Genomic DNA, 23,028 nt, shown 5'->3' with positions numbered 1-23,028 from the left:
AAAGCGTTTGTTTCCCGCGCCCAAACGCTCGGCATTAAAGCAGATCTGCAAGAGCGCCTGCGGTCAAGCGCTCTGGACAGTTGATTCAGCCGATGAATACACGCACCAGGGGGCTGTCGAGAATGGAGACGTGCCGTGACAGCAAGCAGGCAAAAAGCCCCAGCGTGATCAGCGTATAGACGTAGCGGCGTTTTCTCTCCGGCGTCAGATCATCAGGGCTATCCGTCAACGCGGGGAACTCGCCATTTATGCCCTTGGGCACCATGACCAGGAACGCGAATAACACATAGTCCCAGCCAGTGAATCCAGGGTAGGGGGAATGTAGCGATGCCCACGCGGCGACGCCCACCCATACCGCCCAAGCGAGGGCGTAACGCGGCCTTTTGGTCATGCAAGCGATGTTTTCCATGTGCGTATTACTCCTTGTGTGGATGGTGCCTATTTCACGTAATAGCAGGGGTCTTGGGCACGGGCAGCTTTGGTTTTACCAGGTAGCTTGGCCATTGCCTCAGCCAGATCTCGCCAAGGAAACTGATGGTTTGGGGTTTGAAGGCTGCACCCGTATCCATGCACAAATATTCTGTCCGGCTCACTGGCTCGGGTTGCCATTCCGCATTCCTGGCAGGAAATGTCATCGCCAGAAAGTACCCATAGACGCGACCAGTCACGCAGTCTGTTGCTAAGGCTAATTCTCGGCATGGGCCTAACCTTTCCGCGTGGCCGAGCGACCATCTTTCCAGGTCATCCAGTAAAAAATGGCGATGCCCACAATGGCGCCGATAGGCCCAGCGCGCTCTATCCATGGGACTGAAACGGTAGGTAAGGCCAGGTTAAGGCCGATCACAATCATGGTGGCAACGAGCCACCCAAAGCCAGCTGCCACGGGTGTGAGCAAAATCCTTTTGACGATCAGATCCGTGTTCATAGCGACTCCTTTTGGGTTGTTAGTGTGCCGGTTCAACGTGCTTGCGTGTTGTCAGGTCCAGGCCAACGGCACGCATCACGGCCAGCAGGGTTTTCAAGGTCGGATTGCCCTTGTCCGAGAACGACCGGTAAAGGTGTTCGCGGGAAAGGCCAGATTCATTGGCAAGGGCGGTCATCCCTTTGGCGCGGGCCACGACACCCAGGCATTTTGCGATATAGGCCGCATCGCCTGTTTCGAATGCGTCCTCCATGAATACTGCGATGGACTCAGCATCGGTCAGCGCATCAGCGGGATCGTAGTCGTAAAATTGTTCTTTCATTCATCGTCACTCCACTGGCTGGCCAAGGACTTGGCGGTTTCGATATCCCGCGCTTGGCTGCTCTTGTCCCCACCACACAGCAACAGGACCAGCTGGTTACCGCGCTGCTGGAAATACACGCGGTAGCCGGGGCCGTGGTGGATACGCAGTTCGCTGATCCCTTGGCCCACTGGTTGAACGTCTCCAAGCAGACCATGCGCAACGCGGAAGACTCGCGCAGCGATGATGGCTTTGGCCTGCTTGTCTCGCAGCTTGCGTTCCCAGTTCCTGTACGTGGCGGTTTGTTTAATTGTCTTCATGGGATTGATTGTAGCTTATAAATCACGATTGAACAAGGTTCTCGCATGCGAGAAAGTCAATTTATGGTAAATATAGATTTGACCTAGAGTTGACGCAAGCAGTTTCTTTTGGGATACTGAATCCGTCGAAGCAATCCCGCTTAGACAAGCCTGGAACCAGCGGCGGCAACCGCTCCGGGCACGTTGCGAAGGAGTCAGAACAATGTCTATTTTCAAAGAGTTGGCGCTACCTACTACGCTGGACGATCTGCTAACTGCCCGCGAGGAAGCGCTGCGCCTGATGGCAGATGCACGCCGCACACTTGAGATGGCCGAGGAAGTCCTAGCGCCTCATGGTCGCTATCTGATGCCTCACGCCGGGAAAATCAGGGAAGACCAGGACAGGGTGCGCCGCGAACTGGACACCTCCCTATGGCGCCGGGCGTTCGATATGACCGGCTTTAAACAGCTCATGGACGCGGAGGCCGTCGCGGAGTTTGAGAAAAGCCTTTGCCCATCCCCGCCTGAATTCACCGCATCGACAATTAGCGCGACGTTCATTGACCTGCGCATAAACGCCGAATCGATGTTCCAGCGTGGGGTTTTCAATGTGTTCCGGTATCTATCTGACGACTACCGCACAAACGCTAAAGAGCCGTTCCGCATCGGCCCGAAAGTCATCATGGAAGGCATGGTCGAATCTTCGTTCACAAGTGGTCTTTGCATCCGGTACGGTTCGTGGGCAAAAGACAAGCTGAATGACCTTGATAGGGTATTTCAAACGCTCGATGGCAAGCCCTTCCAGCCTCACGCATTGACCTCAGCTATGGATGCTGCCTTTCAGGCTGGGGAAGTGTTCGAGAACGAGATCTACCGGGCTAAAGCCTTCAAGAAAGGCACGCTCCATCTGGAGTTCCTGCGCCTGGATCTGCTGGATAAGGTGAACGAGCAGATAGCTGAATACTATGCCGGCAACGTCCTTCCAGACGCTCGGGCTGCGTAGCAAGTGGAATATACTATCAGTCAAATTAGATTTGACTGATAGTTGACTTATGCAAGCCCCTTTGCGATACTAACCAGGTCGAAGCAATACCGCTTCAACAGCCCGGAACCAGCGGCGGCAACCGCTCCGGGCACGTTGCGAAGGAGATTTCCATGAGCGCCTATATCGTCGACCGTTTCCATATTTCCGCCATCCTCATGTTCGGCTGCACCGGCAAGCCCGATGCGACGACCTACCAAATCCTGGCCGACCAGGGCCAGCAACTGCTGGACGAAAACCTGCGCTCGGTTCGTGCGCGCTATCCGGGCGAAACCTTCAGGGCCGAACTGTTCGGGCTGGATGAAACCGTGCGCAAACCCACCCCCCTTGAAGCCCTCAAGCTCATTCAATGCCTGGAGTACCAGTCGAACCAAAATCGCGACTACTACGCGACCGAGGCATTCCGCACCCTGCACAGCATCCGCCAAGCGGCCCAGCGCAAGCTGCCGGGTTGGGATCAGGCACAGTGGGACTTTGCGTGATGGCCACCCAGCAGGTAGCGCCGCCCATGTGGCGCTACTCCCTACGCTGGTGTATGCCTCACCTGCCTTGCCCTGGCGCCTTTGAGTTGCTGGTGATCGAGGCGCCGGCAGGGCAGAAGCTCCCCGAGGAAATGCGCAAGGCGTGGGAGGCCCGCCCAGCAGGCTATGGCGTCTGCCTGGACTTCCCAGCCTCGCAAGCGGTGAGGCGCTGGAGCGACGAGGCCAAGGGCAAGGTACGGCGCAAGAACCTTGAGCGGCGGATAGAGAAACAAGCGCCATTGTTCGCGGATGAATTGATTGCCCGCGAGCTGGCCCAGCGACCCACCTATTTCGAAGGCAAGTAACCCTAGCCGGTACACGCGGCGGCAACCGCTCCGGCACTGCGAAGGAGAAACCCCAATGCCTAGCTATCGAGTTGTATGGACTGTTGATGTTGACGTTGAAGGCGACCACCGGGCGGCAGCACAGGCGTGTGCCCGCCACTACTTCCAATCGCGTATTGCAGATGGTGATCCCGACAGCGCCTGCGTGTTTGAGGTGACAGGACCGAACAACAGGGCGGCCATAGTCGATCTGGCCCCCAGCTTGTGCGACCTGATAGGCGACGACACCGAGTAATCACCCCCACAGTGCCCGGATCCAGCGGCGGCAACCGCTCCGGGCACTTGCGAAGGAGCACGCATGAACGCGATCAGCCGCGGCTGTCCACTGGACAGCGCTCAGCCCATTTTATCCCTGGCCCAGGTCGAGGCCCTGCGCACTGCGTTGGCAGGGCGGCTGCTGGCCGTCTGTTTCGGATCTGGCGTGGACTCCACGGCCATGCTGGTAGCTCTGCACGCGGCAGGGTTGCGCCCGGATATCATCACCTTTGCCGACACTGGCGCAGAGAAGCCCGAGACGCTGGCCCACATCGAGGCGATGGATTCCGTACTGCGGGCGTGGGGCTGGCCGACTGTCAGCGTGTGCCGGAAAAAGCCCAAGCCGACCACTGAATACCAGGATCTGTACGGCAACTGCATGGCCAACGAAACGTTGCCTAGCCTGGCCTTTGGCATGAAGTCCTGTTCGGTGAAGTGGAAGCAGGTGCCCCAGGATCAGTTTCTCAAGGGCGCTCGCTCCGGCCCCAACGCCAGGTCCCCCCACCCACTTTGGAAGCATGCCCAGGCAACCGGGCAGCGCATCGTCAAGCTGATCGGGTATGACTGCGGCAAAGCCGACCTGCGCCGGTCTAAGGCGATCAAACCAGCCGACGCCGACTTCGATTATGTCTATCCCTTGCAACTGGTCCGCTGGACCCGGCGCGATTGCGTACGGTCGATCACCCAGGCCCTCGGTGCGGACCTGGTGCCGATCAAATCGGCCTGCTTTTTCTGCCCAGCTTCCAAGCACTGGGAGCTGTATTGGCTTGCCGCGAATCACCCGGATCTGCTGGAGCGTGCCCTGTTGCTGGAACGCAACGCGCTCACCGGCAAGCACAGTCGTTTCGACGCGGTGCAGTTCGGTGCCTCATGGGAAGACCTGGTGCGCAATGCCGATGGATTCCCCAGCACGACGACCACGGTAGGGCTGGGCCGTAGCTTCGCCTGGAATCAGTGGGCACGGGTCAACGACGTTGTGGACGAGGGTTTCAACGTCAAGCGCACCGCTACTGATCGAGCACGGTTCGCCAAGCTATCCGACACCCTGCGAGATCCTGACAACGCCTTGGACTCACGCACACCAGGAATACCCGTGGTCGACATCACCGCCGAGCAGATGGAGCTATGGCAGTAATCAACTTACGGTCACATTAGATTTGACCAATAGTTGACAGTAGGTTTTGCTTTTGCGATACTGGGTACGTCGAAGCAATCCTGCTTCGACAGCCTGGAACCAGCGGCGGCAACCGCTCCGGGCACACAGCGAAGGAGATTCACCAATGGCTATCGAAACCCACCTGTTCTATTTCAGCTCAGCCGCGCAGCTGCGCGAGTTCGCCGGCTTCACCGTCGAGCCATCCCACCAGGCCCGCCCAGGGCAAGACCCCGCCACCGTCACCATGTACACCGTCGTCGCTCAGCGTTCCGGCATCGGCCAGCGCGAAGTCATCGCGGAGTTCCCGCTGGAACTGCACGCCGAGATCTTCCGCGATATGGCCGAGGCAACTGCCCGCGCCCTCTGACCACAGCCCCGCCCGGACCTGGTGTCCGGGCATTCGTGACGGATGACGAACATGCTTACAAGGTATGTGCTCAAGCACTTTCATTTCTGCTGCGGGCTTGGCGGCGGCGCCAAGGGTTTCAACCAGAACAAAGAGGTAGTTGGCCACCTGCAGGCAGAATGGCGCTGCATTGGCGGCGTCGATGTGGACGCCGGCGCGCTGCGCGACTTCGACCGCTTGGCCGGCGTACCAGGTACACAAATGGACCTGTTCACCCGCGAGCAGTACACCGCCTTTCATGGCAAGGAGCCGCCCGCCGAATGGCGAGAGGCTACGCCGGCAGACATACGCCGCGCTGCGGGCTTCCAGGATCCCGATGTGGTGTTCATCAGCAGCCCCTGCAAGGGGGCTTCTGGCTTGTTGTCCGAGGCTTTGAGCCTCACCCCCAAATATCAGGCCCTCAATGAACTGACGTTGCGCTGCGTGTGGCTCATGTGCGAAGCCTGGCAGCACAACCCGGTGAGCCTGATCGTGTTCGAGAATGTGCCACGCCTGGCCACCCGTGGTCGCCACCTGCTCGATCAGATCGTCCAGGTGCTGAACTTCTTCGGCTATGCCGTGAATGAGACAACCCACGACTGCGGGGAGCTGGGCGGGTTGGCCCAAAGCCGCAAGCGCTTCCTGTTGGTGGCCCGGCACGTCGAGAAGGTGCCGCCGTTCCTCTATGAGCCGGAGAAAAAGTCCCTGCAATCGGTCGGTGCTGTTCTTGGCCGCATGCCGCTGCCGGGCGATATCGAGCGCGCCGGCCCGATGCACCGCGTTCCTGCACTGCAATGGAAAACGTGGGTACGCCTTGCCCTGGTCGAGGCCGGTAAGGACTGGCGCAGCCTCGATCAGTTGGCCATCGAAGATGGCTACCTGCGCGACTTTGTGATTGTGCCGGAAGCATTCTCCGGTTATCTCGGCGTGCGCGGCTGGGGTGATTCAGTGGGCACGGTCGCCGGTCAAACTGGCCCCACCAATGGCGCATTTTCCGTCGCAGATCCGCGCAGCCCAGCCAGTGCCGCGCAGTACCAACAATATGGCGTACGGCGCTGGGAGGACCCGAGCGGCGCAATCATCGGCATCAAGTCGCCAGGGCAGGGCACGTTTAGCGTGGCAGATCCGCGTGGTGCAGCTGGTGGCCATGGCAAATACAACGTGACCCGCTGGGATGGTGCCGCACGTACGGTCATTGCAGGCAGCACGACAGGGCAGGGCGCCTTTGCAGTACAAGACCCACGCCCAGGATTACGGCGAGTGAAAGGCGATGCCTACCTCACCGGGGGGCATTATGGCGTGGTGCCGTGGGAGGGCCTGGCCGGCGCTGTTTCCGCCAGTGCGCGCTTGGACAATGGCCGGTGGAGCGTGGCAGATCCGCGTATGCCAGCCGCGAATGATCGGTTGACCTGCGTGATTCAGAGCCTCGACGGAACCTGGCACCGGCCATTCACCACCCTGGAAATGGCCGCGCTGCAAAGCCTGGTCGACCCGGAGGAAATGCTTGAGCTGGACGGCTTGAGCGATCAGGCGTGGCGCGAGCGGATCGGTAATGCCGTGCCGCCAAAAGCCGCCGAGGCTATTGCAGGCGTCATGGCCCAAACCCTCCTGCTGGCAAAGCAGGGCGAAACCTTCTTGCTCAGCCACATGCCGGTGTGGGTACGACCTGTTGCGGTCGGCCTATCGCTGGCCAGCAACCTCGACAAGGCAGCATAACGACTGGCGCCCCGCCCGGGGCGCCTCACCTTCCCGGTCAAGACGGCGGCAACCGTCCCCGGGAAACCACGCGAAGGAGATACACCATGTTCCGCGATCTCACCATGAGCAAAGCCCAACGTTCCAGCCAGGCCCTGCATACCGCTGCGCGCTTGGCAGAGCATCGGAAGAAGTGGTATTCAGCCGCCGAGCTGTACGAAGCCGCCGCGTCACTCTGGCCAGGTAAGGGCATCAGTTTGATGCGTCGTGCCGAACAGTGCCGCTCCCTGGTTGTCGATGCCAGCGATGAAATGGATTTTGAGGATTGAGCCATGGACGAACGAACGGAACAGGAATTGACCGCGTACCTCGATGTGCTGCTGTGGCTGGAGACGGCTTCGGTTGCCGAGATCGAGGGGGCTTTGTCGGTGGCCACCGCTCCCGCCCGCGAGGATCTGGAGCTGGGTATTCAGTGCCTGATGGACTCGGATCGGCCCGGCCTGGCCAACTACTTCCCGAACCTGGTAAACCGGCCCACCTCCCTCAATGAGATCCGCCAAAAGTTCTCAGCGATGGCCCAGTCCATGGATCAGTTGGAGGATTCGTTGCGTCGGCGGCGAACCGATCCGACCTATCCCCTCATGGGTTACGGCGCTGTACTCGGTACATTGGCCAAGCTGCAGTACCTCAACAAAATCACACCGTCGCAGCGCGAGCTGCTGCTCAGCGAGCTGGCCAGCCTCAAAGGCGGCGGGCTGCGCCTGGACAACTGACGAGGCTCGCCATGAAACGCAAGACCAAACGGCGCAACTGGCTACCCGTGGTTCTCTGTGCGATTGCCGGTGTAGGTCTTTTGACGGTTGAAATGCTCGCTTCGCGGCATATGCTTCAACGCCGGCTTGATCAGAAGTACCAGGAAAAAGTGCGTTATCTGCAGGAGCATCCACCGACCACCACTCGCATCGAAATATTGGTGCCGGATGCTGCATCCTCCATGACGCCGAAACGCATTGATGAAGCGCTGCATCCGGCTGGACGGACCCAGTAAGGTGCAGTCCTGTGCGTGCCCCCTCCGGGGGGCGGCTGTCGTGAACCAAGCCCCGGCCAGAAGCACGCCGGGTCTTGGCCCTTCGGGCTTCCATCCTCACGCCTCCGGCCTTCGGCCTGCGCGCTCCGCTTGCCGGTCGTTCCATGGCAACCACTGCGGCTAGCTCAGCAACCATCGGTAGGAAGCGGACGCCCCAATGGCCTATCCGCCACCAGGCCTTGCCTGCAAGGGGCTTTCGCGGCATATCCTCACTCGCTGCGCTCCCTGCGGTATTCCACGGTCCCCTTGCACGCGGCCTGGCTCTGGATAGTCCTGGCTTACCGCGTCCTACCGAAGGCTGCCGAGCAGATCCACCCAGCGGTGGCGCGCTTCCATTCCCAAAGAGCAGGGCGGCATCCGCTTCGCGGCTGCTGCTTTGAAAAGCGTTTGTTTCCCGCGCCCAAACGCTCGGCATTAAAGCAGCTCGGTAGAGCCGTCAAGCGTACGGCGCAGAAAAAAGCATGATTTCTCGCACGCGAGAATGTGCGACAAGCGGTCAATTTAGATTTGACCAATAGTTGACTTTGGTTAGGCCCTTTGCGATACTAAACCTGTCGAAGCAATCCCGCTTCGATAGCCTGGAATCCAGCGGCGGCAACCGCTCCAGGGTAGTCGCGAAGGAGTTTCACACATGAATATCACCGCTCAGGCCCCCGCAGTCAGCGCCCACAATTGGCTCACTACCGGCGACTTTCTGAACTTCGCCAAAAAGATTTGGGCGCCGGTCGCGTCGAATAGCGAGGCGATGGAGCGCAAGGTTGATGACCTGTACGGCGCAGCATGCGAACGCTTCCCTACCTATGACACGATGGTGCATAACGCCTTCTGTGCGAGCATGGACGCAGAGTTCGGCGCCGATGACCAGGCCGAGGGAGTGGCAGAAATCTTTGCGTATGCCCGCGAGGCTTACGGCTATATGTCTGCCAGTGAAAACGAAGCACAACGCCAGGAAGACGCCGACAACGGCCTTTGCTGGCACGGCCTGGACAGCATGACCTGCCCTTGCGGTTGCTTCGAAAACGACTAATCCAGACGGAAAAGGAGATTCATCATGGCCCGTGGCGTAAATAAAGTGATCCTGGTTGGGACTTGCGGACAGGACCCCGAAGTCCGTTACCTGCCAAACGGCAACGCGGTAACTAACCTCAGCTTGGCCACCAGCGAGCAGTGGACCGACAAGCAAACCGGGCAGAAGGTCGAGCGTACCGAGTGGCACCGCGTCTCGCTGTTCGGCAAGGTGGCCGAGATCGCCGGCGAGTACCTGCGCAAAGGTTCCCAATGCTACATCGAAGGCAAGTTGCAAACCCGCGAGTGGGAGAAGGACGGCATCAAGCGTTACACCACCGAAATCATTGTCGACATTAACGGCACCATGCAGTTACTAGGCGGTCGCCCGCAGAACCAGCAGCAGGGCGGCGATCCGTACAACCAGGGCGGCGGCGACCAAGCACCCCGCCAGCAGGCGCCACGGCAGCAGCGCCCACAGCAGCGCCCGCCAGCTCAGCAGCAAGCGCCGCAACCTGCACCACAGCCAGCAGCCGACTTTGACAGCTTTGACGACGACATTCCGTTCATGGACCCGTACCGTTTCAGCTGGCAGCTTCAGTAAACACCCGCAAGACCAGGCCCGGCGCAATGTCGGGCTTTTTTCTGCGCGACAAACGGTCAAATTAGATTTGACCAATAGTTGACTTAGGTTCGAGCCTTTGCGATACTAACCCTGTCGAAGCAATTCCGCCTCGACAGCCTGGAACCAGCGGCGGCAACCGCTCCAGGCAAATCGCGAAGGAGATTCAAAAATGCGTCTATCCAGCAATTTCCGTAACCCTTGCATGGTCCGCAGCGACAGCCCACTGACCAATGACGATATCGCCCGCGTAGCGCCCTCGATCTTTGCCGAGGAAGCTCACGAAAGCCGCTCCGATCGTTACCGCTACATTCCCACCGTCGACGTACTGGAAGCACTGCGCAGCGAAGGGTTCATGCCGTTCATGGCCTGCCAAACCCGCGTGCGCAACACCGACAAACGCGACCACACCAAGCACATGATCCGCCTGCGCCACGCCGATACCATCGTGGCCAAGGAAGCCAACGAAATCATCCTGCTGAACAGCCACGACGGCACCAGCAGCTACCAGATGATGGGCGGTTGCTTCCGTTTCGTGTGCGCCAATGGCCTGGTGCTGGGCGATGCCGCGCTTGATCAAAAAGTGCGTCACAGTGGGCGTCAGGATGTCATCGGGGAGGTGATCGAGGGCGCCTATGAAGTCCTGAATCACTTCCAGCTGATCGAAGAACAGCGCGAAACCATGAAAAGCATCCAAGTGGGCGGCGACCTGCAGCACGCCTTTGCCGAGGCTGCACTTGCCTACCGTTACGACCCGGCAGACGGCCCGGCTCCGGTGACCGCTAGCCAGCTTCTGGCACCACGCCGCCGCGAAGACGCCACCAATGACCTCTGGTCGACCTTCAACCGCGTACAGGAAAACACCATCAAGGGAGGGCTGCGAGGCCGCAACAAACAAGGGCGCCGCACCAGCACCCGTGCCGTTTCCGGCATTGACCAGGACGTGAAATTGAATCGCGCCCTGTGGGTACTGGCCCAGCACCTGCGCCAAGCCGCCTAACAGCCCCAGGCCGGGCGCCCAGCGCGCCCGGTCTGCACCATGCAGGGAGATCGCAGCCATGCAAAAAGTTTTCTATGTACCCGGCCAAACCGCAATCATCGACTATGCCCGCCAGATCGGCCCCAATGCTTGGGCCGCTCGCGCAACCTGGCTGATGCTGCCAGAGATCCAGGTAAGGCACCCCGGCGCTGTGCTGGGCGATGAAGTAGGCTTTCTGCAAGCGCAGGAAGCCGCCCACGGCACCCAGCCGGCGCGCATCACCGAAACCCGGTATGACTTCGCGCTTAGCCGCGCTCAGGTGCTCGACTACAACGCCGGCGAGGCCGGCGATTCGTTCATACTGCAAGCCCCCGAGGTTGGCGACCTGGTGCGCGTGTACGCCCGTTCAAGCGGTCGTTACTGGACGTTCCTAGCGCTGCCGACCATCACGCATTGCGAGATCTGGCAGCGGATTCACCAGCAGGGGGCCGCGGCTGATTGACTACCGACACTAGGAGCTGATGAATGCAGCCGATGTACACCAAAGAAGAATGGAAGAAGGTTGCGCCCCTGTTTGCTTCCAAGCGCCTGGCCATCTCGACCGTCGAGGTGGCCAAGGCCGTTCTGGTCGATGGCCAGCGCATCACCGACGTAGCCGAGGCCAGGGGGATGACCAAGCAGACCGCGCACGCAGCGGTAAAGCGTGTGCGGAAAATCCTGGAAGAGCAGGGCGCCGGCGAGCTGGTCCCCGTCCTGGTGTGGCTGCCCCCCGAGTTGGCCGAACAGGTGCGGGAAATGGCCAAGCCATTCCCCCAGCCTGCCGCCCAAAAATCGAAGTGAAGAATCACAAGGAGAGACGAAATGTCGTCTGATGAACTCATTTTCCAGGCTGACCGGATTCACTCAGTTTCCATTCATAACGTCACCCTGGTTGCTAACCAGATCAATGAGGACGGGAAAACGGCTGACCTGGTTATCGAGTACCAGGGAAAGCAGCACACGTTGCGCGCCGCTCATTACGTGAATGAGAGTGACGTAGGCAAAGTGGGCTATGTACTGCCAGCGCATTTTGCGTCGTCGGCAGCAGGGAATGGCACCATGATTTTCCGGGCCTACCAGGATCAAAGCCTGCGCCGCGTGTACGAGCTGGACACCACGAACGATGAATTTCAGATGGTGCCGCTTAACCATGGGAAGTGGCCGCACCACCGCGCTCATTTGACATGCGGTTGGCGGTGCGACAGTCGACCTACCGGCTTTCTCGCACCGGCAGGGCTTGTGCCTGGTGCCAAAGGCGAGTTCGTGCCGGATGAAACAGAAGTTGTTTCCGTACGCATTCCGCCTGAATTCGAATGGGAAGCACGCCGGCATCAGATGAAACCTGCGGAACTGCTCGAAAGCTTTATTGGCGACCTGGCCGGCATCCAGAACTTTGGCAACAGGCCCCGGGCTGACCGCTTCGGCAGCAACGGCAGCGACGAACGCATGCTGGCTGATCACTGGCTGGAGCGGGCGCATGGTATGAAAGCTATAGACCCGGACCAGATGAATCAGCAGGCCGAGGAAGCAGAGGAATGGGATGCACAGCAGGACGAATGGTCGGAGCTGCTGGGCGAATACGCTGATCGAGGCGGTGATCCTCGCCAGTTGCTGGAAGCCGTTGACGGTGTGCTGACCAAGCTGGACGAGTTGGGGCCTGATTTTGTGCTGGATCTGCAGGCCGAGGTTGAAGCGACTCAAACCCTGCCCAAACTCACCGAGTTGAATCCCTCGCAGCTGGCGTACCTTGAGAAATGGCTGGCCAGCAACGGCCCGAACAACCTCCTAAAGTGGCCAGGTTGGCATGACGCCCGAGTTGGCCAGGCTCCGAAAGACGTTTGATTCTCCCTCTTGTGCGTGCCCCCTTCGGGGGGCGGCTGTCGTGAACCAAGCCCCGGCCAAAAGCACGCCGGGTCTTGGCCCTTCGGGCTTCCATCCTCACGCCTCCGGCCTTCGGCCTGCGCGCTCCGCTTGCCGTTTGTATCGTACGGCCGAGGGGGCAACTCCTTACCCGGCCTCACGGCCGGGATGGCCCATCCCACCTGGTAATCAAGATCGAGGGCGAGCCGGCCAGCAGGCCGGGCGCTGCAGCAGCTCGCGTGGGGAGCAAGTGCATGGCTCGGGAAATCGCCCTGCAGTTGCCCACCGCCCAGGCGATGATGCGCACCTGGTCCGTGGACAACTGCACCGTTCGCTCTGGCCCTTGTTGGGGCCCCGCTCACTGGACGATTTTTGTGTGTGGGCTGGGCGACTGCGCAAGAGCGGCCTTCGGCGACCAAGGGCTGCGCCCTTGGATCCGCAAGCCCAACGCGCCGGCCTCCGAATGGATGCCCTAACGCATATATGCGTTAGGGCTTGAACCGGCGATGTGCTACGCAGTCATCGAAGTCATCCCGGTAGCGGACCCGGATCTCTGTCATGGCCATGACCAGGGCTTGCACCATCGGCTCCAGAGTCGCCTCCAGCTGATCCAGGATCTCAGGACCGACCTTTGATTTGTTGGCGGCTGTGCGCCCTTCCGTTGCGAATTTCTCCAGCGCAATCCGTACGTCCACCCCTCTCCCGAGCAGCTTGGTGCAGAGGTTTTCTGCCAGGGTCGGAGTTATGTCCAGCCCGTTCAGCCGTTCCACCTGCAGGAATGAAAACACCAGGTCGCGCTTGCAGCGCTTGTGCGCTGCACCGAGTTCCGCGCCGCAGTGGCTGGCCATCTGGCGCAAGCTGCCTTCCCGATTTTCCAGGTATCGGCGGTAACCATCGAGCCGGTCGGCGTACGCCGATTTGGGGGGCATAGAGAAAACGGAAAAAATCGTACGATAAGCCCTGCTGACAGCCTGCAAGCCCTTAGGTTGTGTAGTCGGTGTCCGAATGGGGTATGCCTCAACCTGGCGTCAGACCGGACGACCGAAGTACGTCAAGATAGGGGCTATTTCGGCTTTTCCTGACGTTTCCCTACAAACCTCTATGACTTCAACCTGACAGGCCACGGCTTCAGGCTGCTTGGTTGTCATTGGGTTTATCAAAACTTGAAGAAGTGGCGGGCTGCCGCTATTAGTTAAGATTCACTCAACACAAGGACGCGACGATGATTCAGAGATTTGTTGTTGTTCCTGCGATCCCCATCGAAACAGGATCGATTCGTAATGGAACTCGCTTTCACTCCACTACAGTTCCTGGCGGGTTTGATATTTATGACAATCAAGATAAGCAGCGATTGCAGTTCACCTACCCGACACAGATAGAAGCAGATGCTGAATGCGAAAGACTGAACATGGAGCACTATCAAACCTCTATGACAACACCTACCGGCATCAGCTCACCATGATCTAGTCGTTCTCTGCTCAACGGTGTGGACTGAAAACAAAAGCCCCGGCATCTTGACGGGGCTTTTGTTGAGGGGATCTGATCCTTCAGCTCCCACGATTGTAGTCAAGAAATGAAAGGCAAACCGAGCAAGTGCAAACACTCTGACAGAGACATGCCCGAACTTTGCGGGTCACAGGGCCTATCGTACGATTTTTTCCGTTTTCTCTATGCACCCCTACTACGCCAAGGAAACACCCGGCGAGTGGCAAGGCGAAGGTGCCGAACGGCTCGGCCTGGTCGGCCCCGTCGATCAGCTGCAACTGGCCAAACTGCTTGATGGCAAGTTGCCGAACGGCGAGCGGATCCACACCACGTTCAATGCCGAAACCAACAAGCGGCGCATGGGCTTGGACATGACATTCTCGGCGCCGAAATCGGTGTCGATGCAAGCACTCGTCGCCGGCGACAAAAATGTCACCCTGGCTCACGACCGGGCGGTGGCCAAGGCCATGCACCACGTCGAAAAGCTCGCCCAGGCACGGCGCAAGGTACAGGGCAAGTTCCTGCGCGAACGCACGGGGAACATGGTCATTGGCAAGTTTCGCCACGAAATGAGTCGCGGCAAGGATCCCCAACTGCACACCCATGCGGTGATCATGAACATGACGCAGCGCGCCGATGGTAAATGGCGTGCCTTGTTCAACGACGATATTTTCAAGGTTCAGCATGAAGTTGACGCCATGTACAAGGGCCAACTGGCCTTGGAGCTGCGCGAGCTGGGCTACGAGATCCGCGTACTCGATGGCAAAGGCAACTTCGAGCTGAATCACATTTCACGGGAACAGATCGAAGCATTCTCCAGCCGCAGCAAAGTCATTGAAGAAGCGTTGGCCAAGGACGGGAAAACCCGGGCCGACGCGACCACTCTGGAAAAACAAGTTATCTCAATGGCCACCAGGCCGCACAAAGACGAGCGCGACCACGATCTGGTGAAACAGTATTGGGTGACGAAAAGCCGCGAGTTAGGGATCGACTACGGCCCACAAAGCCGATTGGATGGCCGCGAGTATGGTGAATCAGGCCCAGCGTCAGGCGCTGGCCGCGTTCCATCTGATCCCAATCTACCCGCAGGGCTGACACCGGCCCAAGCCGTTGTGCAATACGCAATCAATCACCTGACCGAGCGTGAACAGGTTGTTACCCAGTTGGACCTGTTGACCGTGGCGCTCCAGCGTTCGGTAGGGTTGGCCGGGCCTGACCAGGTACGGGCCGAAATAGCCCGGCTGGTACAACAAGGTACGCTCATAGAGTCAGCACCGGCCTACTCAATGGCACAGCCCACGGAAAACGCGCCCGTGTTGTCGCCTGCAGGTTGGCAAGCTCACCTGCAGGAGTTGAAAGGCTGGACGGACAAGCAGGCAAAACAGTACGTGGCCACCGCCATCGAGCGCGGTTCATTGGTGCCAACCGAGAAGCGCTACACCACACAGAAAGGCTTGAAGCGCGAGAAAGCCATCCTTGCCATTGAGCGCACTGGCCGGGGCCAGGTGACGCCGCTCATGTCCCAGGAGCAGGTCGCTAAAGCACTTGAAGGATCAACCCTCACCGCTGGCCAACGGCAAGCCGTCGAGACCATCGTCAGCACGGAGAATCGGTTTGTCGGCATTCAGGGTGATGCTGGTACGGGCAAAACCTACTCCGTTGAGCGGGCCGTGCAACTGCTCACATCCGTCAACGAGGCAATGAGTTACGGCAAGACAGAGGATCAACTCGGCTATCGAATCCTCGCATTGGCGCCGTATGGGAACCAAGTTGCCGCACTCAAAAACGAGGGGATGGACGCTCATACCCTGGCCAGCTTTTTCAACACCAAAGACAAGACCCTGGACGAAAGTGTCGTTTTCAGAAGACGACCGCACCATCTGACTGGATGTAACGCTTGGTGTGCATACGGCTCCTGACAGCCCAATATCAGGAGTCGTCTGCACCAATCTCGACTATGCTCAATACTCGTGTGCACCAAAGCGAGGTTTGGGCATGACATCAGACACTCCACCGATTGCCGCGCAAGGCGTGGCCACCCTGCCCGACGAGGCATGGGCGCAAGCCCGGCACCGGACGGAAATCATCGGGCCACTGGCAGCGCTTGAGGTGGTCGGGCATGAAGCCGCCGATGAGGCAGCCCAAGCGCTGGGCCTGTCCCGGCGACAGGTATATGTCCTGATCCGTCGCGCCCGGCAGGGTACTGGCCTGGTAACAGACCTGACGCCCGGCCGATCCGGCGGCGGCAAAGGCAAGGGGCGCTTGCCGGAACCGGTCGAGCGCATCATCCGCGAGCTGCTGCAAAAGCGCTTCCTGACCAAGCAGAAACGCAGCCTGGCGGCGTTCCACCGCGAAGTCGCGCAGGCGTGCAAAACCCAGAAGCTGCCGGTGCCGGCGCGCAACACCGTGGCCCAGCGGATTGCCGGACTACACCCGGCGAAAATAGCCCGCAGCCGGGGCGGGCAGGACGCTGCCCGTCCCTTGCAAGGCGCGGGTGGCATTCCGCCCGAAGTCACCATGCCGCTGGAACAGGTGCAGATCGACCACACCGTCATCGACCTGATCGTGGTCGACGAGCGCGACCGGCAACCGATTGGCCGCCCATATTTGACCCTCGCCATCGACGTGTTCACGCGCTGCGTACTCGGCATGGTGGTCACGCTGGAAGCGCCGTCCGCCGTCTCGGTCGGCCTATGCCTCGCGCATGCCGCCTGCGACAAGCGGCCCTGGCTGGAAGGGCTGAATGTGGAAATGGACTGGCCGATGAGCGGCAAGCCCAGGCTGCTCTATCTGGACAACGCGGCCGAGTTCAAAAGCGAAGCGCTGCGCCGTGGCTGCGAACAGCATGGCATCCGGCTGGACTATCGCCCACCAGGCCAGCCGCACTACGGCGGCATCGTGGAACGGATCATCGGCACGGCGATGCAGATGATCCACGACGAATTACCGGGGACGACCTTCTCCAATCCCGGCCAGCGCGGCGAGTACGATTCCGAGAAGATGGCCACCCTGACGCTGCGCGAGCTGGAGCGCTGGCTCGCGTTGGCGGTAGGCACCTATCACGGCTCCGTGCACAACGGCCTGCTCCAGCCGCCGGCCGCGCGCTGGGCCGAGGCCGTGGAGCGCGTTGGCGTCCCGGCCGTCGTTACCCGCCCCACCGCGTTTTTGGTCGATTTCCTGCCGGTGATCCGCCGCACCCTGACCCGCACCGGCTTTGTCATCGACCACATCCACTACTACGCCGACGCCCTCAAGCCGTGGATTGCCCGGCGCGAGCGCTTGCCCGCCTTCCTGATCCGGCGCGATCCGCGCGACATCAGCCGCATCTGGGTACTGGAACCGGAAGGTCAGCACTATCTGGAGATCCACTACCGCACCTTGTCCCATCCGGCCGTCACCCTCTGGGAACAACGCCAGGCGCTGGCCAAATTGCGTCAGCTCGGGCGCGAGCAGGTGGACGAGTCGGCGCTGTTCCGCATGATCGGGCAGATGCGCGAGATCGTGACCACCGCCCAGAAGGCCACGCGCAAGGCGCGGCGCGACGCTGATCGCCGCCAGCACCTCAAGACGTCGGAGCCACCGGCCAAGCCCATACCGCCGGATGTGGACATGGCTGACCCGCAGGCAGACAACCTGCCGCCGGCCAAACCGTTCGATCAGATCGAGGAGTGGTAGCCGTGGACGAATATCCCGTCATTGACCTGTCCCACCTGCTGCCAGCGGCACAGGGTTTGGCCAGGCTGCCGGCAGACGAGCGCATCCAGCGCATTCGCGCCGACCGCTGGATCGGCTACCCGCGCGCGGTCGAGGCGCTGAACCGGCTGGAAACTCTGTATGCGTGGCCGAACAAGCAACGCATGCCAAACCTGCTGCTGGTCGGCCCCACCAACAACGGCAAGTCGATGATCGTCGAGAAATTCCGGCGGGCGCACCCGGTCGGCACCGACGCTGACCAAGAACATATCCCGGTGCTGGTCGTGCAGATGCCGTCAGAGCCATCGGTGATCCGCTTCTATGTCGCGCTGCTGGCTGCGATGGGCGCGCCGCTGCGCCCGCGCCCACGGCTGCCGGAAATGGAGCAACTGGCGCTGGCCCTGCTGCGCAAGGTCGGCGTGCGCATGCTGGTGATCGACGAACTGCACAATGTACTGGCTGGCAACAGCGTTAACCGGCGCGAGTTCCTCAACCTGCTGCGCTTCCTCGGCAACGAGCTGCGTATCCCCCTGGTCGGGGTCGGCACGCGCGAGGCGTACCTGGCCATCCGTTCGGACGATCAGTTGGAAAACCGCTTCGAGCCGATGCTGCTGCCGCCGTGGGAGGCCAATGAGGACTGCTGCTCGCTGCTGGCCAGCTTCGCGGCGTCACTCCCGCTACGGCGGCCATCCCCGATTGCCACGCTGGACATGGCCCGCTACCTGCTCACCCGGAGCGAAGGCACCATCGGCGAGCTTGCACATCTGCTGGTGGCGGCGGCCGTCGCCGCCGTGGAGAGTGGCGAGGAAGCGATCAACCACCGCACGCTCAGCATGGCCGACTACATCGGCCCCAGTGAGCGGCGGCGACAGTTCGAGCGGGAACTGATGTGAAGTCCGCGCCGCGCTGGCCGCTGCATCCGGCACCCAAGGAAGGCGAAGCCCTGTCCTCATGGCTCAACCGGGTCGCCGCCTGCTACCAGATGGACGTGCACGAGCTGCTGGCCCACGATCTTGGTCACAGCCAACTTGATGACCTGGATACCGCACCATCCTTGTCGTTGCTGACGGCGCTCTGCCAGCGCAGTGGCGTCGAGCTGGAGCGGTTGCGCAGCATGAGTCTTGCAGGCTGGGTGCCGTGGCTGCTCGACAGTCTCGACGATTCGGTACCAGCAGCCTTGGAAACCTATACATTCCAATGCGCGGTGCTCCTGCCCAAGCGCACCCGCAAGGTGCGGTCCATCACTCGCTGGCGTGCCTGGCTACCGAGCCAGACGATTCGCCGGGCGTGTCCGCAGTGTCTGAACGATCCAACGAATCAAGCTGTGCTACTCGTCTGGCAGCTCCCCTTGATGCTGAGCTGCCCGCAGCATGGCTGCTGGCTGGAGTCCTACTGGGGCATGCCCGGCCGGTATCTTCAGTGGGAAATCGCCGATGCTGCGCCGCGCCCTGCCGATGACGCAATCGCCTGCATGGACCGGCGCACCTGGCAGGCGCTGACGACGGGTTTTGTGGAGCTGCCGCGTCGGCGTGTCCACGCCGGCTTGTGGTTCCGGCTGCTGCGCACCCTGCTTGATGAGCTGAACACGCCGCTCTCGCACTGCGGCAGTTGCTCGGCGAGCATCCGCCATGTCTGGGAGCGCTGCGGCCATCCGCTGCGCGCCGGGCAGAGTCTGTGGCGTCCCTACGAGATTCTGGCCCCGGCGGTGCAGTGGCAGATGCTGGAGGCGGCGGCCACCGCCATCACGCTGATCGAGTCAAAGGCGCTGATCCCGCGCGGGGAACAGGCCGCGCTGTTTCAGACGGAGCCGCACACTGGTTTCACCAACGGCCTGCCGGCGAAGGTGCCGAAGCCGGAACCCATCAACCACTGGCAACGAGCAGCCCAGGCCATCGATGAGGCCATCATTGAAGCGCGACACAACCCGGAGACGGCCCGCTTGCTGTTCACACTGGCGTCCTACGGGCGACGCGACCCCGAATCCCTGGAACGTTTGCGCACCACGTTCACCAAGGAGGGCATCCCGCCGGAGTTTTTGTCACATTACGAGCCTGAATGGCCGTTTGCAGGTCTTAGACTAAATGACGGGTTAAGTGACAGTTTTTGACGGCGAGAACTTTCTGGCTCACACTGTCACATAATCGAACGTATATGTGACAGGTACGACATGCTGATAGGCTACATGCGGGTATCGAAGGCGGACGGCTCCCAGGCTACCGATTTGCAGCGCGACGCGCTGATTGCCGCCGGGGTCGATCCAGTACATCTTTACGAGGACCAGGCATCCGGCATGCGCGAGGATCGGCCCGGCTTGACGAGCTGCCTGAAGGCGTTGCGAACTGGCGACACACTGGTCGTGTGGAAACTGGATCGGCTCGGACGCGACCTGCGACATCTCATCAACACCGTGCACGACCTGACTGGGCGCGGCATCGGCTTGAAGGTATTAACCGGGCACGGCGCGGCCATCGACACCACGACCGCCGCCGGCAAGCTGGTCTTTGGCATCTTCGCCGCCCTGGCCGAGTTCGAGCGCGAGTTGATCGCGGAGCGCACGATTGCCGGCCTAGCCTCGGCCCGCGCGCGCGGGCGGAAAGGCGGCCGGCCGTTCAAGATGACCGCCGCCAAGCTGCGGCTGGCGATGGCGGCAATGGGTCAGCCAGAGACCAAGGTCGGCGACCTGTGCCAGGAACTTGGCGTCACGCGGCAGACCCTGTATCGGCATGTTTCACCCAAGGGTGAGCTACGTCCAGATGGCGAGAAGCTACTCAGCCGAATTTGATGCCGGCATGAGGCAACGTAGCGACAGCGTGGTTTGTCTCAATGGGAAGCGCTCATGATCGATCTTTGAAGGCCCGCAGCAGTCGTGTCACAGACAGGACGAACAAACCGGTCAGCGTGAGGGCTGCGATACCCCAGTACTCTCCGATGAACGCGCCGGCCGTCGTGCCGGCCAGCACAATGGCGAGAATCGGCAAATGGCAGGGACAGGTGAGCACGGCCAGCGCGCCCCACAGGTAGCCGGTGATCGGTTTGTGCGTCTCGGACGGCAAGCGCTCGGGGCTGTTCATGGCAGACTCTCCGCGTGCTGTGCCGGCTCGGTCGGTATGGTGGCCAACTGCACCTCCAGATCGGCCAACGCTTCGCGCCGACGCTCGACGAACTGGCGCAGAACGGCAAGCTGCGCGGCCGCTTCATCGCCGTCCGCAGCATCCAGCGCCCGGCACAGCCGCGCCAGCGCGTCCAGGCCGATGCCCGCCTCGAAGGCCGCCCGCACGAAGCACAGCCGTTGCAAGGCGGCATCATCGAACAGGCCATAGCCGCCCGGGGTGCACGCCACCGGACGCAGCAATCCGCGCAGCAGGTAGTCGCGCACGATATGCACGCTCACCCCGGCATCAAGGGCCAGCCGGGACACGGTGTAGGCGCTCATTGAAAACCTCCTTTTTTTATCCAGCGCAGCAGGAAAGCTGCTTCACGTCCTTGTTGAAGGTCTGCGCCGCAAGCTTCAACCCCTCGACCATTGTCAGGTAGGGGAACAACTGGTCGGCCAGTTCCTGCACCGTCATGCGGTTGCGGATGGCGAGCACCGCCGTCTGGATCAGTTCGCCCGCTTCCGGGGCCACCGCCTGCACGCCGATGAGCCGTCCGCTACCTTCCTCGATGACCAGCTTGATGAAGCCGCGTGTGTCGAAGTTGGCAAGCGCTCGCGGAACGTTGTCGAGTGTCAGCGTGCGACTGTCGGTCTCGATGCCATCGTGGTGCGCTTCCGCCTCGCTGTAGCCCACGGTGGCGACTTGCGGGTCGGTGAACACCACTGCCGGCATCGCGGTCAGATTGAGGGCTGCGTCGCCGCCGGTCATGTTGATCGCGGCACGGGTGCCGGCGGCCGCTGCCACGTAGACGAACTGCGGCTGGTCGGTGCAGTCGCCGGCCGCGTAGATGTTCGGGTTGCTCGTGCGCATGCCTTGGTCGATAACGATGGCCCCTTGCGCATTGACAGTGACCCCCGCCGCGTCCAGCGCGAGGCTGCGCGTATTCGGTGCCCGACCGGTGGCAACCAGCAACTTGTCAGCGCGCAATTCACCGTGTCCGGTGGTCAGCACGAATTCGCCGTTCACATGGGCGACCTGGCTGGCTTGCGTGTGCTCCAGCACCTCGATGCCCTCGGCGCGGAAAGCGGCTGTCACGGCCTCGCCGATGGCCGGGTCTTCCCGGAAGAACAAGGTGCTGCGTGCCAGGATCGTGACCTGGCTGCCGAGCCGGGCAAAGGCTTGCGCCAGTTCCAACGCCACCACCGACGAACCGATCACGGCCAGGCGTGCGGGAATGGTGTCGCTGACAAGCGCTTCGGTGGAAGTCCAGTAGGGTGACTCTTTCAGGCCCGGAATCGGCGGCACGGCCGGACTGGCACCGGTGGCGACCAGGCAGCGGTCGAACGTTACCTCGCGCTCGCCACCCTCGTTCAAACGGACGACCAGGCTCTGGTCGTCCTTGAAACGCGCTTCACCGTGCAAAACGGTGATGGCTGGATTGCCGTCCAGGATGCCTTCGTATTTGGCGTGCCGCAGTTCATCGACACGGGCCTGCTGCTGGGCCAGCAGTTTGCTGCGGTCAATCGCAGGCACAGTTGCCGCAATACCGCCGTCGAACGGACTTTCCCGGCGCAGATGGGCAATATGGGCAGCGCGGATCATGATCTTGGACGGCACACAGCCGATATTGACGCAGGTGCCGCCGATGGTGCCGCGTTCGATCAGCGTGACCGTCGCGCCTTGCTCGACGGCCTTCAGCGCCGCCGCCATCGCGGCCCCGCCGCTGCCAATGATGGCGATATGCAAACCGGCGCCCTCAAGTGCATCACGGATTTTTGGTTCATCTTTGAAATCACCAACCCGGATCGAGCCTTGATAACCCAATGCGGCGATGGCGGCCAGCAGTTGGTTGTGGCTCACGGCGGTGTCTGCCATGACTTGCGCGCGGCTTTCTGGATAGGACACCACAGCGGCATTCACGCCGGGAATCTTTTCCAAAGCATCTTTGACATGGGTGGCGCAGGATGTGCAGGTCATGCCATTCACGGTGATTTCGGTCATTTTTTTACTCCATTGAATTTCGGTGTGCAGCAGGCATCGGCTTGGCGTTTTCGTTGGATGGCGTAGATGGTCAAGCCGATGAAAATCGCCAGCGCAGGCAGCAGCACATAGTCCAGATAGCCGGTCAGCGCGGACAAGCCGACCACACCGAGCAAAATGACCAGAACAGGGGTGAAGCAACACAGCGCCACGAGGGTTGTGCCAATGATGCTGACCCGCAGCAGTGTCTTCGGGTCTTTCAT

Annotated in this window: 30 protein-coding genes; 21 read left to right on the top strand and 9 right to left on the bottom strand. The window is 61.0% G+C overall.

What is annotated here, in order from left to right; translation table 11 throughout:
• Positions 1-85 precede the first annotated feature (85 nt).
• From APH44_RS21290 to APH44_RS21275, 4 genes are all read right to left on the bottom strand, one after another.
• Entirely contained in the window at positions 86-409 is a 324-nt protein-coding gene (locus tag APH44_RS21290; RefSeq protein ID WP_028692297.1) for a hypothetical protein, read from the bottom strand.
• A gap of 294 nt (positions 410-703) precedes the next feature.
• A complete protein-coding gene (locus APH44_RS21285) occupies positions 704-925 on the bottom strand; it encodes a hypothetical protein (protein ID WP_028692296.1) in 222 nt (73 codons plus the stop codon).
• Between the two features lie 19 nt (positions 926-944).
• The gene (locus APH44_RS21280; protein ID WP_028692295.1) at positions 945-1,244 is read right to left on the bottom strand and encodes an addiction module antidote protein; all 300 of its coding nucleotides are present in this window, start codon (positions 1,242-1,244) and stop codon (positions 945-947) included.
• Positions 1,241-1,543, bottom strand: coding sequence for a type II toxin-antitoxin system RelE/ParE family toxin (locus APH44_RS21275; RefSeq protein ID WP_028692294.1), 303 nt, complete (start codon positions 1,541-1,543; stop codon positions 1,241-1,243). Before APH44_RS21275 ends, APH44_RS21280 begins: the two co-directional genes overlap by 4 nt.
• Before the next feature lie 202 nt (positions 1,544-1,745).
• Between APH44_RS21275 and APH44_RS21270 the strand changes: the two genes are divergently transcribed.
• The 15 genes from APH44_RS21270 to APH44_RS21195 all read left to right on the top strand — a co-directional run bounded on the left by APH44_RS21270 (position 1,746) and on the right by APH44_RS21195 (position 12,494).
• The gene (locus APH44_RS21270) at positions 1,746-2,525 is read left to right on the top strand and encodes a DUF4942 domain-containing protein (protein ID WP_028692293.1); all 780 of its coding nucleotides are present in this window, start codon (positions 1,746-1,748) and stop codon (positions 2,523-2,525) included.
• A 152-nt stretch (positions 2,526-2,677) separates the two neighbouring features.
• Positions 2,678-3,046, top strand: a complete 369-nt coding sequence (locus tag APH44_RS21265; RefSeq protein WP_028692292.1) for a hypothetical protein — start codon at positions 2,678-2,680, stop codon at positions 3,044-3,046.
• Positions 3,046-3,390 carry a theronine dehydrogenase gene (locus tag APH44_RS21260; protein ID WP_226342977.1) on the top strand — a complete coding sequence of 115 codons (345 nt, stop codon included), beginning with the start codon at positions 3,046-3,048 and terminating at the stop codon, positions 3,388-3,390. Before APH44_RS21265 ends, APH44_RS21260 begins: the two co-directional genes overlap by 1 nt.
• A gap of 337 nt (positions 3,391-3,727) precedes the next feature.
• Positions 3,728-4,819 carry a hypothetical protein gene (locus tag APH44_RS21250; RefSeq protein ID WP_051555741.1) on the top strand — a complete coding sequence of 364 codons (1,092 nt, stop codon included), beginning with the start codon at positions 3,728-3,730 and terminating at the stop codon, positions 4,817-4,819.
• Between the two features lie 145 nt (positions 4,820-4,964).
• Entirely contained in the window at positions 4,965-5,207 is a 243-nt protein-coding gene (locus APH44_RS21245; protein WP_028692289.1) for a hypothetical protein, read from the top strand.
• A 51-nt stretch (positions 5,208-5,258) separates the two neighbouring features.
• The gene (locus tag APH44_RS21240; protein WP_028692288.1) at positions 5,259-6,941 is read left to right on the top strand and encodes a DNA cytosine methyltransferase; all 1,683 of its coding nucleotides are present in this window, start codon (positions 5,259-5,261) and stop codon (positions 6,939-6,941) included.
• An 86-nt stretch (positions 6,942-7,027) separates the two neighbouring features.
• Positions 7,028-7,249, top strand: coding sequence for a hypothetical protein (locus APH44_RS21235; protein ID WP_028692287.1), 222 nt, complete (start codon positions 7,028-7,030; stop codon positions 7,247-7,249).
• A gap of 3 nt (positions 7,250-7,252) precedes the next feature.
• The gene (locus APH44_RS21230; protein ID WP_028692286.1) at positions 7,253-7,693 is read left to right on the top strand and encodes a hypothetical protein; all 441 of its coding nucleotides are present in this window, start codon (positions 7,253-7,255) and stop codon (positions 7,691-7,693) included.
• An 11-nt stretch (positions 7,694-7,704) separates the two neighbouring features.
• Entirely contained in the window at positions 7,705-7,968 is a 264-nt protein-coding gene (locus APH44_RS29825; RefSeq protein ID WP_134998160.1) for a hypothetical protein, read from the top strand.
• Positions 7,969-8,638: 670 nt separating this feature from the next.
• Positions 8,639-9,034, top strand: coding sequence for a hypothetical protein (locus APH44_RS21220; RefSeq protein ID WP_051555729.1), 396 nt, complete (start codon positions 8,639-8,641; stop codon positions 9,032-9,034).
• A gap of 24 nt (positions 9,035-9,058) precedes the next feature.
• Positions 9,059-9,616, top strand: coding sequence for a single-stranded DNA-binding protein (locus APH44_RS21215; protein WP_028691958.1), 558 nt, complete (start codon positions 9,059-9,061; stop codon positions 9,614-9,616).
• 190 nt (positions 9,617-9,806) lie between these two features.
• Entirely contained in the window at positions 9,807-10,634 is an 828-nt protein-coding gene (locus tag APH44_RS21210) for a DUF932 domain-containing protein (protein ID WP_028691957.1), read from the top strand.
• 58 nt (positions 10,635-10,692) lie between these two features.
• Positions 10,693-11,115 (top strand): hypothetical protein, encoded by a 423-nt coding sequence (locus tag APH44_RS21205; RefSeq protein WP_028691956.1) that lies wholly within the window; start codon positions 10,693-10,695, stop codon positions 11,113-11,115.
• Between the two features lie 23 nt (positions 11,116-11,138).
• Positions 11,139-11,453: a TrfB-related DNA-binding protein gene (locus tag APH44_RS21200; RefSeq protein WP_028691955.1), complete on the top strand. Its 315-nt coding sequence runs from the start codon at positions 11,139-11,141 to the stop codon at positions 11,451-11,453.
• 21 nt (positions 11,454-11,474) lie between these two features.
• Positions 11,475-12,494: a hypothetical protein gene (locus tag APH44_RS21195; protein ID WP_051555728.1), complete on the top strand. Its 1,020-nt coding sequence runs from the start codon at positions 11,475-11,477 to the stop codon at positions 12,492-12,494.
• Between the two features lie 506 nt (positions 12,495-13,000).
• Here APH44_RS21195 and APH44_RS21185 read toward each other — a convergent pair.
• Positions 13,001-13,369: a hypothetical protein gene (locus APH44_RS21185; protein ID WP_137188492.1), complete on the bottom strand. Its 369-nt coding sequence runs from the start codon at positions 13,367-13,369 to the stop codon at positions 13,001-13,003.
• A 365-nt stretch (positions 13,370-13,734) separates the two neighbouring features.
• On the opposite strand from APH44_RS21185, the gene APH44_RS29360 reads away from it, so the two are divergent.
• The 6 genes from APH44_RS29360 (at position 13,735) to APH44_RS21160 (ending at position 20,472) form a co-directional block, all read left to right on the top strand.
• Positions 13,735-13,974 (top strand): hypothetical protein, encoded by a 240-nt coding sequence (locus APH44_RS29360; protein ID WP_081791613.1) that lies wholly within the window; start codon positions 13,735-13,737, stop codon positions 13,972-13,974.
• 208 nt (positions 13,975-14,182) lie between these two features.
• Positions 14,183-15,916 (top strand): MobF family relaxase, encoded by a 1,734-nt coding sequence (mobF, locus tag APH44_RS21180; RefSeq protein WP_232879742.1) that lies wholly within the window; start codon positions 14,183-14,185, stop codon positions 15,914-15,916.
• 76 nt (positions 15,917-15,992) lie between these two features.
• Positions 15,993-17,672 (top strand): Mu transposase C-terminal domain-containing protein, encoded by a 1,680-nt coding sequence (locus APH44_RS21175; protein WP_003465068.1) that lies wholly within the window; start codon positions 15,993-15,995, stop codon positions 17,670-17,672.
• A 2-nt stretch (positions 17,673-17,674) separates the two neighbouring features.
• Positions 17,675-18,583: a TniB family NTP-binding protein gene (locus APH44_RS21170; RefSeq protein ID WP_003465065.1), complete on the top strand. Its 909-nt coding sequence runs from the start codon at positions 17,675-17,677 to the stop codon at positions 18,581-18,583.
• A complete protein-coding gene (locus APH44_RS21165) occupies positions 18,580-19,797 on the top strand; it encodes a TniQ family protein (RefSeq protein ID WP_014754502.1) in 1,218 nt (405 codons plus the stop codon). The genes APH44_RS21170 and APH44_RS21165 overlap by 4 nt, the downstream gene beginning before the upstream one ends.
• Positions 19,798-19,857: 60 nt before the next feature.
• Positions 19,858-20,472, top strand: coding sequence for a recombinase family protein (locus tag APH44_RS21160; protein WP_000904941.1), 615 nt, complete (start codon positions 19,858-19,860; stop codon positions 20,470-20,472).
• A gap of 52 nt (positions 20,473-20,524) precedes the next feature.
• Here the strand turns inward: APH44_RS21160 and merE are convergent, their stop codons facing one another.
• Genes merE through merF form a run of 4 tightly spaced genes read right to left on the bottom strand, consistent with a single transcriptional unit; the run spans position 20,525 to position 23,028 of the window.
• On the bottom strand, positions 20,525-20,761 hold the full coding sequence (merE, locus tag APH44_RS21155) for a broad-spectrum mercury transporter MerE (RefSeq protein ID WP_001087809.1): 237 nt from the start codon (positions 20,759-20,761) through the stop codon (positions 20,525-20,527).
• Positions 20,758-21,123: a mercury resistance co-regulator MerD gene (gene merD, locus APH44_RS21150; protein ID WP_054890425.1), complete on the bottom strand. Its 366-nt coding sequence runs from the start codon at positions 21,121-21,123 to the stop codon at positions 20,758-20,760. Before merD ends, merE begins: the two co-directional genes overlap by 4 nt.
• A gap of 16 nt (positions 21,124-21,139) precedes the next feature.
• A complete protein-coding gene (merA, locus tag APH44_RS21145; protein ID WP_000136268.1) occupies positions 21,140-22,786 on the bottom strand; it encodes a mercury(II) reductase in 1,647 nt (548 codons plus the stop codon).
• The gene (merF, locus tag APH44_RS21140) at positions 22,783-23,028 is read right to left on the bottom strand and encodes a mercury resistance system transport protein MerF (RefSeq protein ID WP_000654684.1); all 246 of its coding nucleotides are present in this window, start codon (positions 23,026-23,028) and stop codon (positions 22,783-22,785) included. Before merF ends, merA begins: the two co-directional genes overlap by 4 nt.

Origin of the sequence: Pseudomonas sp. NBRC 111143, assembly GCF_001320965.1 — a bacterium.
Classification (GTDB): Bacteria; Pseudomonadota; Gammaproteobacteria; order Pseudomonadales; family Pseudomonadaceae; genus Aquipseudomonas; species Aquipseudomonas machongensis.
Note: the sequence above shows the minus strand (reverse complement) of the source record. Positions and strands in the feature narration are given on the sequence as shown.